The 13,029-nt window shown below is 47.9% G+C and carries 16 protein-coding genes; 8 read left to right on the top strand and 8 right to left on the bottom strand.

The genetic code is table 11. The features are described 5' to 3' along the window. Positions 1-206: 206 nt before the first annotated feature. The 3 genes from NC994_RS11280 to NC994_RS11270 all read left to right on the top strand — a co-directional run bounded on the left by NC994_RS11280 (position 207) and on the right by NC994_RS11270 (position 3,117). Positions 207-1,250: a two-component system response regulator gene (locus tag NC994_RS11280; RefSeq protein WP_190437896.1), complete on the top strand. Its 1,044-nt coding sequence runs from the start codon at positions 207-209 to the stop codon at positions 1,248-1,250. Between the two features lie 151 nt (positions 1,251-1,401). Then, positions 1,402-2,781 carry a bifunctional UDP-N-acetylglucosamine diphosphorylase/glucosamine-1-phosphate N-acetyltransferase GlmU gene (gene glmU / locus NC994_RS11275; protein WP_190426984.1) on the top strand — a complete coding sequence of 460 codons (1,380 nt, stop codon included), beginning with the start codon at positions 1,402-1,404 and terminating at the stop codon, positions 2,779-2,781. Positions 2,782-2,787: 6 nt separating this feature from the next. After that, positions 2,788-3,117 carry a YnfA family protein gene (locus tag NC994_RS11270; RefSeq protein WP_190414703.1) on the top strand — a complete coding sequence of 110 codons (330 nt, stop codon included), beginning with the start codon at positions 2,788-2,790 and terminating at the stop codon, positions 3,115-3,117. A gap of 52 nt (positions 3,118-3,169) precedes the next feature. On the opposite strand, the gene NC994_RS11265 is transcribed toward NC994_RS11270, so the two are convergent. Together NC994_RS11265 and NC994_RS11260 are read right to left on the bottom strand one after the other, a co-directional pair. Continuing rightward, positions 3,170-4,129, bottom strand: a complete 960-nt coding sequence (locus NC994_RS11265; protein WP_190414704.1) for an isoaspartyl peptidase/L-asparaginase — start codon at positions 4,127-4,129, stop codon at positions 3,170-3,172. Between the two features lie 107 nt (positions 4,130-4,236). Continuing rightward, on the bottom strand, positions 4,237-4,398 hold the full coding sequence (locus NC994_RS11260) for a DUF2256 domain-containing protein (protein ID WP_190414705.1): 162 nt from the start codon (positions 4,396-4,398) through the stop codon (positions 4,237-4,239). Positions 4,399-4,511: 113 nt separating this feature from the next. On the opposite strand from NC994_RS11260, the gene NC994_RS11255 reads away from it, so the two are divergent. Beyond that, entirely contained in the window at positions 4,512-5,345 is an 834-nt protein-coding gene (locus tag NC994_RS11255) for an RNA methyltransferase (RefSeq protein WP_190414706.1), read from the top strand. A gap of 199 nt (positions 5,346-5,544) precedes the next feature. Beyond that, entirely contained in the window at positions 5,545-7,356 is a 1,812-nt protein-coding gene (locus NC994_RS11250; RefSeq protein ID WP_347276562.1) for a serine hydrolase, read from the top strand. A gap of 266 nt (positions 7,357-7,622) precedes the next feature. Here NC994_RS11250 and NC994_RS11245 read toward each other — a convergent pair whose 3' ends face one another. Together NC994_RS11245 and NC994_RS11240 are read right to left on the bottom strand one after the other, a co-directional pair. Then, positions 7,623-7,934 (bottom strand): Ycf66 family protein, encoded by a 312-nt coding sequence (locus NC994_RS11245; protein ID WP_190414707.1) that lies wholly within the window; start codon positions 7,932-7,934, stop codon positions 7,623-7,625. Between the two features lie 31 nt (positions 7,935-7,965). Continuing rightward, positions 7,966-8,256, bottom strand: coding sequence for a Ycf66 family protein (locus NC994_RS11240; protein ID WP_190414708.1), 291 nt, complete (start codon positions 8,254-8,256; stop codon positions 7,966-7,968). Between the two features lie 217 nt (positions 8,257-8,473). Between NC994_RS11240 and NC994_RS11235 the strand changes: the two genes are divergently transcribed. Next, on the top strand, positions 8,474-9,931 hold the full coding sequence (locus NC994_RS11235; RefSeq protein WP_190438135.1) for an ATP-dependent DNA helicase RecQ: 1,458 nt from the start codon (positions 8,474-8,476) through the stop codon (positions 9,929-9,931). Positions 9,932-10,010: 79 nt separating this feature from the next. Further along, positions 10,011-10,553, top strand: coding sequence for a GNAT family N-acetyltransferase (locus NC994_RS11230; RefSeq protein WP_190437893.1), 543 nt, complete (start codon positions 10,011-10,013; stop codon positions 10,551-10,553). Positions 10,554-10,746: 193 nt separating this feature from the next. Here NC994_RS11230 and NC994_RS11225 read toward each other — a convergent pair whose 3' ends face one another. Both NC994_RS11225 and petN read right to left on the bottom strand, forming a co-directional pair. After that, positions 10,747-10,914 carry a hypothetical protein gene (locus tag NC994_RS11225; protein ID WP_190430644.1) on the bottom strand — a complete coding sequence of 56 codons (168 nt, stop codon included), beginning with the start codon at positions 10,912-10,914 and terminating at the stop codon, positions 10,747-10,749. A gap of 7 nt (positions 10,915-10,921) precedes the next feature. Then, positions 10,922-11,011, bottom strand: coding sequence for a cytochrome b6-f complex subunit PetN (gene petN, locus NC994_RS11220; RefSeq protein WP_190430645.1), 90 nt, complete (start codon positions 11,009-11,011; stop codon positions 10,922-10,924). Between the two features lie 149 nt (positions 11,012-11,160). Here petN and NC994_RS11215 point away from each other — a divergent pair, with 149 nt between their 5' ends. After that, a complete protein-coding gene (locus tag NC994_RS11215) occupies positions 11,161-11,604 on the top strand; it encodes a hypothetical protein (protein ID WP_190414713.1) in 444 nt (147 codons plus the stop codon). Here the strand turns inward: NC994_RS11215 and NC994_RS11210 are convergent. Both NC994_RS11210 and NC994_RS11205 read right to left on the bottom strand, forming a co-directional pair. Continuing rightward, positions 11,591-12,268, bottom strand: a complete 678-nt coding sequence (locus NC994_RS11210; protein WP_190437891.1) for an SDR family oxidoreductase — start codon at positions 12,266-12,268, stop codon at positions 11,591-11,593. The genes NC994_RS11215 and NC994_RS11210 overlap by 14 nt on opposite strands. 103 nt (positions 12,269-12,371) lie before the next feature. Then, complete coding sequence (locus NC994_RS11205; protein WP_190438132.1) at positions 12,372-12,989, bottom strand: class I SAM-dependent methyltransferase; 618 nt, start codon at positions 12,987-12,989, stop codon at positions 12,372-12,374. Positions 12,990-13,029 lie beyond the last annotated feature (40 nt).

Below are 13,029 nucleotides of genomic sequence, written 5' to 3'. Positions count from 1 at the left end.
TTAACTTTTAAGAACTGCCTGACCGAACCCGGACAGCTAAAGAATCTCCGAATTTTGTAGGTTATCAGAAGATTAAATCGATGCCTGATGCCAGAAGACGGAAGCTGCAATCAAGATGTCTGCTAAGTGCTGTTAATATCCGTGAAAAACCCGATTCCACGGTTAAGCTATTCGCTCATACTAAAAACAAATTTATGTTATAAATCATGCTCAATTTATCAACGGCTGCTTCTTCTCAAACAAGGTTGTCTTCAGTGAGCTTTCTAGGTTCGGAGTTGCCCAAAATTCTGGTGGTTGACGATCATCCCTCCAGTCGGATGACGGCGGTAGCACTGCTATCGGTGGAAGGCTACGAAGTTTTGGAGGCAGAAAGTGGGCCAGATGCATTGAAGCGTGTAGTCGAGTGCAACCCAGATTTAATTCTGCTGGATGTAATGATGCCGGGGATGGATGGGTTTGAGGTATGTCGGAAGTTAAAACAAGACGAACAAACCCGCCTGATCCCGGTCGTTTTTATCACGGCGCTAAATGATAGGCGATCGCGCATTCTGGGCATTGAAGCAGGTGGAGATGATTTTCTGACCAAACCCTTCGATCGCTTAGAACTCTCTGCCAGAGTCCGGTCTCTCGTCCAGCAAAAGCGTTTGAATGAAGACCTGGATCACGCCGAACAAGTCCTGTTCTCGATCGCCCGTAGTGTTGAAAGCCGCGATCCGGCGACAGGCGATCACTGCGAACGGCTGGTGGAAATGGGTAAAGCTTTTGGTGAATTTCTGAATCTTTCTCGCAACGAAGTTCGGGATTTGATGTGGGGCGGTTATCTCCATGACATCGGTAAAGTGGGCATTCCCGACGCCGTGCTGCTCAAAACAGGGAAACTCAACGACGAAGAATGGGTAATTATGAAGCAGCACGTCCTGATTGGTGAGAAAATTTGTCAGCCGCTGCGAACCATGCGGGGCGTCATTCCAATTATTCGCAATCACCACGAACGCTGGGATGGAACGGGTTATCCCGATGGTTTAGCTAATGAGGAGATTCCCTTTTTGGCGCAGGTTTTTCAAATTATTGATATTTACGATGCCCTGACAAGCGAACGTCCCTACAAACGCGCGTTTACATCAGCACAAGCCTTAGAAATTTTTGCAGAAGAAACGGCAAAAGGTTGGAGAAATCCTCAATTAGTAGAGAAGTTTACTGAGTTTATTCAATCAGCTCGCGTTACTGAGGCGATGCCAGAAGCCGTGTAGGGGCAGATCGCATTGACTCAAAAATTTAGTCGGATGCTGGCGTCGGCTGACTGAGCCAATGTTTCACCCGGAAAGAACCACGAACGCTCTTTCATGGTTCATGCTTCATCCTTTATTCTTTTAGCTGGTCTGATAACGCGAAAAGCTGAATATGGTAGCAGTAGCAATTCTTGCAGCGGGACGTGGGACGCGGATGAAATCGGATCTGCCCAAGGTCCTACATTCCTTGGGAGGGCGATCGCTCGTCGAACGGGTTCTCCATAGTTTGTCTGAAGTCGAACCATCGCGGTGCCTCGTCATCGTTGGGTATCAAGGCGATCGTATCAAAGATGCCTTGGTAGAAGTCATCGATCGATTGCCCCCACTTCCCAATCTGGAGTTTGTTGAACAAACCCAGCAGTTGGGCACGGGTCATGCCGTCCAGCAATTACTCCCCCATCTGGAAGGCTTCACCGGCGATTTGCTGGTTTTAAATGGGGATGTCCCTTTGTTGCGATCGCAAACGCTCAAAAATCTGCTGCAAACTCACCAAGAGCATCAGAACGCCGCCACCCTCCTTACCGCCCAAATGCCCAACCCCAAAGGCTATGGGCGGGTTTTTTGTAATGGTCAAAATCTGGTCAAAGAGATTGTAGAAGACCGGGACTGCTCGCCGGCTCAAAAGCAAAATCGCCGGATTAACGCAGGGGTTTACTGCTTCAATTGGCCTCAACTGGAAAAAGTATTGCCGCAACTGGTACCCAACAATGACCAGCAGGAATACTATCTAACCGATGCGGTTAAATTCATGGAGCCGGTGATGGCTGTGGATGTGGAGGATTACCAGGAAATTCTGGGAATTAACGACCGCAAACAACTGAGTAATGCTTACGAAATTTTACAAGAGCGAGTCAAGGATGCCTGGATGGCGGCGGGTGTGACTCTCGTGAGTCCAGACACGATCACCATTGATGACACGGTAGAGTTGCAACCGGATGTAGCGATCGAACCGCAAACTCATCTGCGGGGAAATACCACGATCGCATCTGGGAGTCGCATTGGCCCTGGTAGCTTGATTGAAAATAGCCAGATTGGGGAAAATGTGACGGTGGTTTATTCCGTGGTGACGGACAGTGTGGTTAAAAAGGGCACCCGGATTGGCCCCTACGCCCATTTGCGCGGTCATGTAGAAGTCGGGGAATCTTGCCGCATCGGAAATTTTGTGGAACTGAAAAATAGCACCTTGGGCGATCGCACTAATGCGGCCCACCTGTCCTATTTAGGCGATGCCACTTTAGGAAATAAAGTGAACATCGGGGCGGGGACAATTACTGCTAATTATGACGGCGTGAAGAAGCATCGTACCAAAATCGGCGATCGCACGAAAACCGGCTCCAACAGCGTTCTGGTTGCGCCAGTGACACTGGGAGAAGACGTAACCGTTGCCGCCGGGTCTGTGGTCACGAAAGACGTTCTAGATGATTCTTTGGTAATTGCCCGTGCCCGTCAAGTCGTCAGAAAAGGCTGGCGCTTAAAACCCCAGCAGGAGTAAATCAAGATGCCAATTATCAAGTCTGTATTCTATTTCGTCTTAGCCGGGTTATGCGAAATAGGTGGAGGATATCTGATATGGCTTTGGCTGCGGGAAAATAAGAGTATTTGGTTTGCTTTCTTAGGAGCGATCGCAATGATTCTCTACGGAATCATTGCGACGCTGCAACCTGCGAATTTTGCGAGAGTTTATGCAGCTTATGGAGGTGTCTTCATCGTTCTTTCTATTCTTTGGGGATGGCAAGTAGATAAGATAGCTCCAGACAAATTTGACTTGTTAGGAGGTTGGATTGCTCTGCTTGGCACGCTGGTCGTTATGTATGCACCTAGGGGTTAATATTTTTACACCCTAACTGCAAGTAGGCTGCAACCTGCCACCCTACTTGCACTTAAGAAATGAAGCCGGATAGGGTGTCACCCGTCCATTCCAAGGTATCGCCCATCTGTTCGCCAGTGTGAAAAGCAGCGAGGAGGACTTCGCTCGTTTTCCCAAATGCGATCGCTCCGGTTGCATCAATCCCAATCGCCCCAAAATCCCGCTGACGCCCACGCGCTTCCGTAAAGGAGCGCTCGAAGGCATCTGCAAGAGACAAACCATCCGTCACCCGCACCACAATCCGCGCTGCCAGACATTCATCAATAATGTCTTCTCCAATTCCCGTACAGCTAATTGCCGCTTGAGCGGTGGCGTAGTTCCCCGCAGGCATTGCGGAATCGCTGACTCGACCAATCCGCTCGAAACCCTTGCCTCCCGTCGAAGTGCCTGCGGCTAAATTTCCCTGACCGTCCAAAACCACAACTCCAATCGTGCCGCGTCCAGCCTCTGGGTCATCCACCAGCTCTTTTTCCGCTACCACCCCAGCGGCTTCTTTAATAAAATTCTCGCTCCGCTCTTGCAGCCACTCTTGCAAGCGAATCTCGATCATCGGATTGTAAATCGGAACCTGCAATTCCCGCACGAGTTCTGCCGACCCGTAATCTGATAGCACGCGATCGGGTGAAGCTTGTAAAGCTTGGGCCAGATCGATGGGATGTTGAATGCGGGATACATTAATCACGCCACTCAAGCGCTGAAATGCCCCATCCATCAGGGAGGCACTCATGCGAATTTGACCATCTGATTGCAGTACCGAACCTGTTCCCGCATTAAAGCGGGGATCGTCCTCCATCAAGTGGCAACCATGTACCACTGCTGCTTGGGCAGTTGCTCCTGCCAATAGTAGGGTATAAACTTCTTCCACGACTTTGTAGAGTGATTTGCGGACTGCGTCAGCCCCCTCTTGACTTTTGAGGGCGCTACCGGCACCACCGTGAATAATCACCTTGGGTTGCACCTGATTGAGTGACATATTTCAATCCTTTGTAATTTTTAATAAATACCAAGACTCAGCCTTGATTTCAGATTTTAGATTTGTGATGTTTTCAATCCAGTATCGAAAATCTAAAAATTGGGCTTTTACGCGGACTCATTGGCTTGGTTGCGGCGGCGGCGACAGCGCTCCGAACAGTATTTCACATCATCCCAACAATCAGCCCATTTTTTGCGCCAGGTAAAGGGACGCTGACATACCGGGCAAATTTTGCTGGGTAAGTCGGACTTGGATCGAACGCGCTTCATGTTAATTTGACGGTACATTACCAATATTCAATTTTACGAAATAGCTCGGAAGTCAGGTAATTATGTCCGCCCATAGAGAGATGCGCTTTTAGACTATTTTATTCTTTTTACTTATGGATGAGACTAGATTAGCTAAGGTGCGGATTGTATTGGTAGAGCCAGCAGGCCCGCTGAACGTAGGTTCTGTAGCTCGCGCGATGAAAAATATGGGGTTGCGGCAGTTGGTACTGGTGAATCCCCAATGCGATCGCCTCTCGAAAGAAGCAACGGATATGGCAGTTCATGCCATAGACGTCCTGGAATCGGCTCAGGTAGTCGCGACGATCCCAGAGGCATTACAAGGGTGCGTGAAAGCGATCGCCACCACTACCCGCTCCCGAACGTTAGACACGCCGCTAGAAAATCCCAGAATCGCTTTACCTTGGTTGCTGGAAGAACCGCTGCCATCAGCGTTGCTCTTTGGCCCAGAAGATCGCGGGTTAAGTAATGTGGAATTAAACTATGCTCAGCGATTTGTACGCATTACCACGAATCCGGAGTATCCTTCATTAAATCTGGCTCAAGCAGTTGGGATTTGTTGTTACGAGCTTTACCAAAATTGGTCAGCACTCAGCAGTCAGTCGCAAACTACTGACAATCAACAGTACGGGCATGGCAGTACCGTGCCTCTCCCAACTGAAAACCCACAACTGACCATTGACCCTGCCTCATTAGAAGTTTTGGAGGGGTATTATCAACAGATGGAAGCCGTGTTATTAAAAATGGGTTATCTCTATCCCCACACCGCGGGCAGCCGTATGGAAAAATTCCGGCGTCTGTTCAATCGAGCCAATCCCAGCAAAGCAGAAGTGGCAATGCTCCGAGGCATTTTCAGCCAGATGGACTGGGCGCTACAATTTTTGCCACATTCTGTTGCTAATGAACCAGAACAGCAAGACGCACCATAAAATAAGCAAAAGTTGCTAGGAACGTTAACGTTAACGCTCTTTTGTCCGTTAGCGGTGTTGCGATACGCAAAAGCATTCGTTCCCTGATGCAAGTGATAGACCCTGGAAAAGTAAAGCCAAGGCTTAGCCGGTACAGTGGTTAGTCACTCTTTTTAACAGCTAACAATTAACAATAACCATAGTGGTGGAGGAGTTAGGAGTGACTCAGCAGTCTGAAACTCAGTCAGTTGTGTCAGCGGTATCAGGAGGAAGTACGTTTAAAGATAATGGGCAAAGCCCAAATAGTTCATCCTCACCGAACCAACACAATCGTTCTGACATCCGCGAACGTCGGCGGGAGCAACAAAAAAGACAACCCGCGTCGCGGAATCGACGCGACGCACTCAAAACGACACCCTTGAGCGTGAGCCGTGAAGTGGCTGCGACGCCGCGAGGAAAGAATCAAAGTTCAGCAAGGATGGGTTTCGGTTTGAAAAATGCGCCCCTAGACACAGAACAAAAAAAATCTTCCCCGTCCCTACGTACTCGAAACTCCTCCCGCGCCAGTCTGTCACTGCGACAGGTGCAGTCAAATTCTGCTCCCAATCGTTCCTTAAGATCCACCACGCCAATGAGGAAATCACTCTCGCGATTCGCTTCCGATGTGAATCAGGGAAGGCAAGGGATAGAAGCACCTGCACCCCAAACAAGCCGCCGCGATCGCTCGCGTCAAGGCGGTTCAATCCCCAATCAAAGTCTGCGCGAGGTAGTGCGCCCTTCCCCTGTCCCGTCGCTGGGGAATGTGAGGCGCTTCCAGAAACGTCCTCCTGCCCAGCCAGCTCAGCCCACAGGCACGCATAAGAGCGGGGGAACTTTACCTCAGCGCCGGACGCGATCGCCCGGACGCCCGGTTTCTCCCTGGCTGTACGGTGCCCGTCTGCTCATCTTGGGAGTGGGAATTGGTGCGATCGCGGGAACTGTTTTATCTGCTTGGGACCCGGCAACCCGCCAGCTAGCAGGCGCTGCTAACAAGGATTCCGCCCTCCATCAGCAGTCAGCAGTCGGGGCGATTGGTCAAGCGCCGGGACAAAAATCACCAGCTCAAGCTGACGCGGCGATGGGTACGGCGGCGGGTACTTCTGTTCTGACGCTGAATCAAGAAATCCCAGCGCTGAAAGCACACGTACAGGCGCTGGTGACACAAAATTCCAAATTAAATCCAGGCGTCTTTTTAGTAGAGTTGGAGACGGGTGCCTATCTCGACTTTTCGGGTAGCGAAATCTTCCCAGCTGCTAGCACCATTAAAGTGCCAATTCTCGTCGCCTTTTTCCAAGATGTGGATGCTGGAAAAATTCGTCTGGATGAACCGTTAACGTTAGAGAAAAATCTGATGGGTTCTGGTTCCGGCGATTTGCAGTACAAAAAGCCAGGGACAAAGTACACCGCCCTAGAGGTGGCAACTAAGATGATTGCGATTAGTGACAACACCGCTACCAATATGCTGATTCAGCGTTTGGGCGGTGCTGAGGCGCTGAATCAGCGGTTCCAATCTTGGGGATTGACGTCAACTGTTATCCACAACGCCCTACCGGACTTGGAAGGAACGAACACTACGAGTCCTAAGGAGTTGGCGACAGTGATGGCAATGGTCAATCAAGGCAATGTGGTCTCGGTGCCATCGCGCGATCGCATCTTGCATATCATGCAACAAACGGTGACAGATTCGTTGCTGCCACGGGGACTGGGGAAAGGCGCTAACATCGCCCACAAAACCGGCGATATCGGCTCCTTGATCGCGGACGTTGGCTTGATTGATATGCCCACTGGCAAGCGCTACATTGCCGCTGTGATGGTGCAACGCCCCCACAATGACGCTAAGGCCTCAGAGTTGATTCGCCAGATATCTCGTACCGCTTATCAACACTTCAACCAACCGGCGACACCACCCAGTTCGACGGAAGCGCCTTCAGGCATCTCTAGCCCAATTCCCAAGCCGATTACGGCGGGAAATCCTACCAGTTTTATTAATTAGCTGAAGTTAAGCAGAGTGGTGAAAATAAACTGAATTTGTTGGGGCTGGTAATGGGTAATTGATAATCAGAAATTGTCAATAGTTAGCGATTAATTGCAACTGACCACCGACTTTGAGGGAAGCACAACAAACTGTGCTTCTCTCAAAGTCTTAATTGCCTTTTTTACATGAAAAATGTAGTCATGTTTAACTAGGTTTCGTAGGGAGAGATAAAAGAGCGATCGCTCTGAAGAATTACCGCTTTTTCACTGGACACTCTTCTTAATTTATCTGTGTCGCTCTAACCGCTCAATCACAATATCTTTCCCTATCATATAAAGGATTAATGAAAATAAAAGAAATTGCCCAAATTGTAAAACTGGATCTAAACGCCAACCTTGCAAAAATAAAATTATCCCAGAAATTAGCAGCAAACTTCTTATAATTACAGATACAAATTTATCTAATTTTAAAACTGAGTCACTCAAGTTATTTGTTCGTCTCGATGCTGCACTTCTAATTAAACTTAGGTAGGTGATAGCCAGAATAATATATAGTAGTCCTAAAATCGATGCTGAATTTAAACCAAAATTTATCATTTCATTAACTCCTTTATTATTTTAAATAAAATCAATATAAATTATCTTTAATAATTATGCAAATAATGACCCCTGTTAAAAGAAATTGTTCAAATTGAAGGATTGGATCTATACGCCAACCTTGAGACAATAACATTAAGCCACACCAGAACATTATTATTGGTAAAAGTAAAACTTGAATACCATAAAAAATTACCGATAAAGGCCTCATCTGTCTTGAACGTTCAATTATTAAAATTATAGTCATTATTGGATAAATAAAAGCAATAACCCAATACACTAAACCGAGTATCGAGGCTAAATTTAAACCGTAGTTAACCATTGAGGGCACTCCTTTTTAAGAAAAAACTAAAACAAACTACGTTATATTGCGCTAAAGCTTAATATATCTTATTGCTAAGATCAGCCACTAGAATCAATCCTATTTGAGCTGTAGATGCTAGCCTTTCAGATTCCCAATTTCGAGAAAGAAGTCGGGGATTTCTTATTCACGAATCATTTAGGATTGCTATAGAAGCGATCGCATCTACATACGAATGATGAATAATTCCGAAACAAAATCCTGGGAAGAAGTCCGCGTCGCCTTCAAAAAAATCTGGGGATATGATGATTTTCGACCTCCGCAAGGAGAAATTATTCGCAGCTTGTTGCAAAAGCAAGATGCTCTAATTGTGATGCCAACGGGCGGGGGAAAGTCGATTTGTTTTCAACTCCCGGCGCTACTGCAAACGGGACTAACGTTAGTGATTTCGCCCTTGGTGGCGCTAATGGAAAATCAAGTGCAGGAATTGCGCGATCGCAATTTACCCGCTGCCTTGTTGCATAGCGAAGTGCCAACTCCCCAGCGACGGCAAACGCTGCAAACTCTCGAACATCTGAGATTATTGTACTTATCCCCAGAAACGCTGCTGAGTGCCCAAGTTTGGGAAAAGTTGTGTCAACCAAAACTAAAAATTAACGGCTTAATTCTTGATGAAGCGCATTGCTTAGTGCAGTGGGGCGAGACATTTCGACCAACTTATCGACGACTGGGAGCGGTGCGACCGGCGCTGCTAAAATTAAAGCCATCTGGGACAAAAATCGCGATCGCTGCTTTCACCGCCACTGCCGATCCCGCAGCGCAGCAAACCATCCAACAAGTCTTACAACTCCAACAGCCAGCGGTTTTCAAAAATAGCCCGTATCGGCAAAATCTACACCTGAAAGTGCAAACCATTTGGACACCCAGAGGACGCCGCCAAGGGTTATTCAAGTTTATTCAGGAAAGACCCAAACAGGCAGGGTTAGTCTACGTCCGCACCAGGCGAGATAGCGAAGAATTAACTCAGTTACTTAGCGATCGCGGTTATGCAACAGCAGCTTATCACGCGGGGCTGAGTCCAGAGGAACGCCGCTCAATTGAAGCAAGCTGGCTGAGTGATGAAATGCCTTTTGTGGTGTGTACCTGCGCCTTCGGGATGGGGATTAACAAAAGCAATGTTAGGTGGGTTGTTCATTTTCACTCGCCTTTACTACTTTCCGAGTACGTGCAGGAAGTAGGGAGAGCTGGACGAGATGGTAAATTATCTGAAGCTTTAACCTTGGTGAGCGAACGGACGGGGTGGCTGAACCCGGAGGATAAGCAAAGACGGGAATTTTTTGCGGGAAAGATGCGATCGCAATATCAAGAAGCTCAGCAACTCGCATCCAAACTCCCACCAAAAGGGGAAGTAACCGCCGTAACTAAACAGTTTCGAGACGGTGCTATAGCGCTTGCTCTCCTCCACAGTGCTGGACAATTGGAGTGGCAAGATCCCTTCAATTATGTTCGGGGTTCGGTTGGAAAATCTCGCTCGTTTGGGGAACTCAGTAGCCAGCAGCAGCAAGTTCAGTCCCAGATGGCTCAATACCTGAACACACGACAGTGCCGTTGGCAGTTTTTGTTACAGGCTTTTGGCTTTACCCAAGAGGCATCTGGCTGGCGATGCGGACACTGCGATAATTGCGCTCGAAGCTAATCTTCGGAGTCTGTATCAGTTGTTAACCCGCTGCGAGCAACGTTGAAGATGAAGTAGGTTTTCACTTCGGAATTGAGTCATGTTTATTCAAACTCATCGTCTGCTGCTGCGGGAATTTACGGAAGCCGACTGGTCTGCCGTTTTAGCTTATCAATCCACGCCAGCATATCAACGCTTTTATCCAGAGGTCGGGCGCACTGAGGCAGACGCTCGCGCCTTCGTTAATCGCTTCCTCCTGTGGCAGCAGGAAACGCCCCGATGGAGGTATCAATGGGCAGTCGTCCGGAGACAGGACGGACTGATTGGTAATTGCGGTATTCGCAAAAGCGATCGCGATGCCTCAGAAGCAGAAATTGGGTGTGAATTGGCTCCCGAACACTGGGGGCGAAATTATCCTGTTGAAATGAGTCGTCCGCTACTGCAATTTGGCTTTACAGAGCTTGGACTGCATCGCATTTATGCACACTGTATTGCTGAAAATAGAGGGGCGGTGTCATTGGTGCAGAAGCTTGGGATGACCCAAGAAGGTCGGTTGCGAGAGAATGTCAGCATCCGGGGACGGTGGCATGACACGCTCGTATACGGGATCTTAAAGCAGGAATGGGAGGCGATGGTTGAATAACACCGGAACACGGACTAAGTTAAACTTCTTGAGGCAAAAGTCTTTTCTTTCTTCTTCATGGCTAGAGCCAAGGGCTTGAAACCCTGTCTGCTGAGGATGCCAACTTCTTTTTTACTGAGTCCTCAGTCCTCAGTCCTAAAGACTTTTTGCTCAAAAGGCAAAAGTAAAAATTTACTTTTGCCTTTTATAGACCCTAGACTTTAGTTGAGCGACGACGAGAGGGCTTATTCTCTCGCCTCTCCCGATCTTGGCGACGGCGATCGCGCCATTCTATCAGCGTCAGATAGATAATGCCCCCAGAAACCACCGTTAACAGGGCGAAGGTAGAAAAAGCCAGAACAGTCAGAACAGAAGTTTCCACAATGCTTTTAGAAGCCGTTACGACCCCAAATGACCATTGAAATCGACCAAGTAAACAAAACCAAAACTGAAACCCAACCGAGACTCAAAATATCCATAGTTGTATGTAAAGATAAGTGCCCAATAATCACTCCAGCGCCTATCATAATTCAATTTGAGGCATCTATGGCAGACCTCGGCGAATGACGAGGTCGCCAAAAAAACCTTTAACTGAACTAGGAGCGATTTTCACAGGATATTGCACGAGATGGTTGATCGGCTTGAGCGAATAGAATCTATCAAGGCAGGAACTGTTGCTGCTTTGTCTTTTTTCCTGGGTTATGGCATTGCTACCCTGAGCAATATTCTCGTGCTGTCGGAGCAGTTTGAGACACTCGCCAATCTGAAAGTCACGAATGGCGTTCACTTTCTAGTGAGTATGGCGATCGCTCTTTTGAGCGGTTTTCTGTTTGGCGTCACCTACCGCTATATTATTCGAGAAGACCCCAATCCACACCTCAGGACTGGCGCAGTGTTTGCCTTTGGGTTGGTGCGGGGATTAGGGCAAGTGGAGGCTGGGTTAAATTTCCCCGATGCCTTCTGGTCGTTTGGGATTCTAGGAGGAGAGAGTATTTTGCTATTTGCGATCGCTCGTCTCCTCCTCGACTGGACAATTCAGCTAGGCTGGGTAAAACCGTTTAAGTCAAGCTAAATTCCGCAAACTCTGGTTGCCCATACATCATATTTCGGTCAACCGCTGAGAGGATTTTCTGGTTCGCAGCATCAGAATTAAGACACTGGCAAGTCAACTGCGCGACATCCGCGCGATGAATCGTCCCCGCAACTCGCGGATCTTCCGTCAAAACGCCATTGCCAGTTGCTGGTTCAGACTTCAATCCGCCGGGGCGGATAATGGTGTAAGTAAGTCCGCTGTCAATCAGATACTTCTCGGCTTTCTCCTTTTCAATTAACACTGGCTTCAGCGTTTCTAAAGCTTGTGGAGGGATAGCCCCGACACTATCTCCACTTCCAATCGAAGAAATGAGGATAAACTTTTTTACCCCTGCTTTCACAGCGGCGTCAATGAGATTTTTGTTCCCCAAAAAATCAGCTCTTTCGCCGTCTTTGGGTAAACCGCCGATGGTGCTAATCGCAGCATGAATCGGTTCATCTCCTAAGATTGCCTGCTCAACTTCGGCAACGTTTAAAGCATCTCCCATCACCCCTTTAATTCCCATCGCTTCCAATTCGGCAGCAGATGCTGGCGATCGCAGTAGTGCCTTTATCTTCTGATTTTGCTTGGTTAAATAGTTAGCAATTTCTCGACCAACGCCCCGACTGGCACCCGCTAGAAAAATATAGGATTCACTTGTCATCTTAAATTTCTTACTGTCCTAACTTGATATTTCATATTTTGCCGTTATTGTGGCAAATAAAAATGTAAATTCCACATCTTCTTCAATTTGGCATTTTTAATTTTTAATTTAATCTTCTTATCGCCACTATCACCAGCCAAGATTGAGCCTCACAGGGCAATCCTGGGGGACGATAGTAGTGGTGGAGAATCTCAAAATCAGCTTGTTCTAGACAGGGTGCCAAAGTTTCATATTCCCACCCAGAAACAAAGCGATAGCCGGTTGGACGAACGCTATAGCCTTCGCTATCTCCACGACAAATAGAAATAATAATTGCACCGCCAGGAACCAGCGCTTGATGCAAATCCTTCAGCACTTTCACCATTTGGGAATGAGGAACGTGAAGTAGCGATGCATTCGCAAAAATCCCATCAAAGGTTTCTGGCGGCAGATCGAGATTGAAAAACGACTGCTGCCAAACCTCACAATCCGCAGCCTGTCGTGCCATTTCCACAAACGCAGGCGTTGCATCCAAGCCAATCACAGTATGCCCTTGGCGTTTGAATGCCAGCAAATCTCGTCCGGGACCACAGCCTATATCGAGGATTTTACCCGGATTTTTAGGCATCGCTGCTACTAAGGCATCACGATTTTGGGAAACATCGTGATCCCAAGTACCTTCCCGAAAAGATTCCGCCGTCGCTTGGTACTCCGCAATTGTCAGTTGCTCGTGTTCCTGCATCATTCGCCTTTCTCAAACCTACTAGAATCTTACTATTCTC

The organism is Trichocoleus sp. AS-A1, from assembly GCF_039962015.1.
Lineage (GTDB): Bacteria > Cyanobacteriota > Cyanobacteriia > Cyanobacteriales > FACHB-T130 > FACHB-T130.
This window is presented reverse-complemented; position numbering and strand designations above follow the sequence as displayed.

Bases quoted from the DNA above. Each gene is read 5' to 3' on its own strand.
- NC994_RS11280 (WP_190437896.1), top strand. From the start codon at position 207: ATGCTCAATTTATCAACGGCTGCTTCTTCTCAAACAAGGTTGTCTTCA.
- glmU (WP_190426984.1), top strand. From the start codon at position 1,402: ATGGTAGCAGTAGCAATTCTTGCAGCGGGACGTGGGACGCGGATGAAA.
- NC994_RS11270 (WP_190414703.1), top strand. From the start codon at position 2,788: ATGCCAATTATCAAGTCTGTATTCTATTTCGTCTTAGCCGGGTTATGC.
- NC994_RS11265 (WP_190414704.1), bottom strand. From the start codon at position 4,129: ATGTCACTCAATCAGGTGCAACCCAAGGTGATTATTCACGGTGGTGCC.
- NC994_RS11260 (WP_190414705.1), bottom strand. From the start codon at position 4,398: ATGAAGCGCGTTCGATCCAAGTCCGACTTACCCAGCAAAATTTGCCCG.
- NC994_RS11255 (WP_190414706.1), top strand. From the start codon at position 4,512: ATGGATGAGACTAGATTAGCTAAGGTGCGGATTGTATTGGTAGAGCCA.
- NC994_RS11245 (WP_190414707.1), bottom strand. From the start codon at position 7,934: ATGATAAATTTTGGTTTAAATTCAGCATCGATTTTAGGACTACTATAT.
- NC994_RS11240 (WP_190414708.1), bottom strand. From the start codon at position 8,256: ATGGTTAACTACGGTTTAAATTTAGCCTCGATACTCGGTTTAGTGTAT.
- NC994_RS11235 (WP_190438135.1), top strand. From the start codon at position 8,474: ATGAATAATTCCGAAACAAAATCCTGGGAAGAAGTCCGCGTCGCCTTC.
- NC994_RS11230 (WP_190437893.1), top strand. From the start codon at position 10,011: ATGTTTATTCAAACTCATCGTCTGCTGCTGCGGGAATTTACGGAAGCC.
- petN (WP_190430645.1), bottom strand. From the start codon at position 11,011: ATGGATATTTTGAGTCTCGGTTGGGTTTCAGTTTTGGTTTTGTTTACT.
- NC994_RS11215 (WP_190414713.1), top strand. From the start codon at position 11,161: ATGGTTGATCGGCTTGAGCGAATAGAATCTATCAAGGCAGGAACTGTT.
- NC994_RS11210 (WP_190437891.1), bottom strand. From the start codon at position 12,268: ATGACAAGTGAATCCTATATTTTTCTAGCGGGTGCCAGTCGGGGCGTT.
- NC994_RS11205 (WP_190438132.1), bottom strand. From the start codon at position 12,989: ATGCAGGAACACGAGCAACTGACAATTGCGGAGTACCAAGCGACGGCG.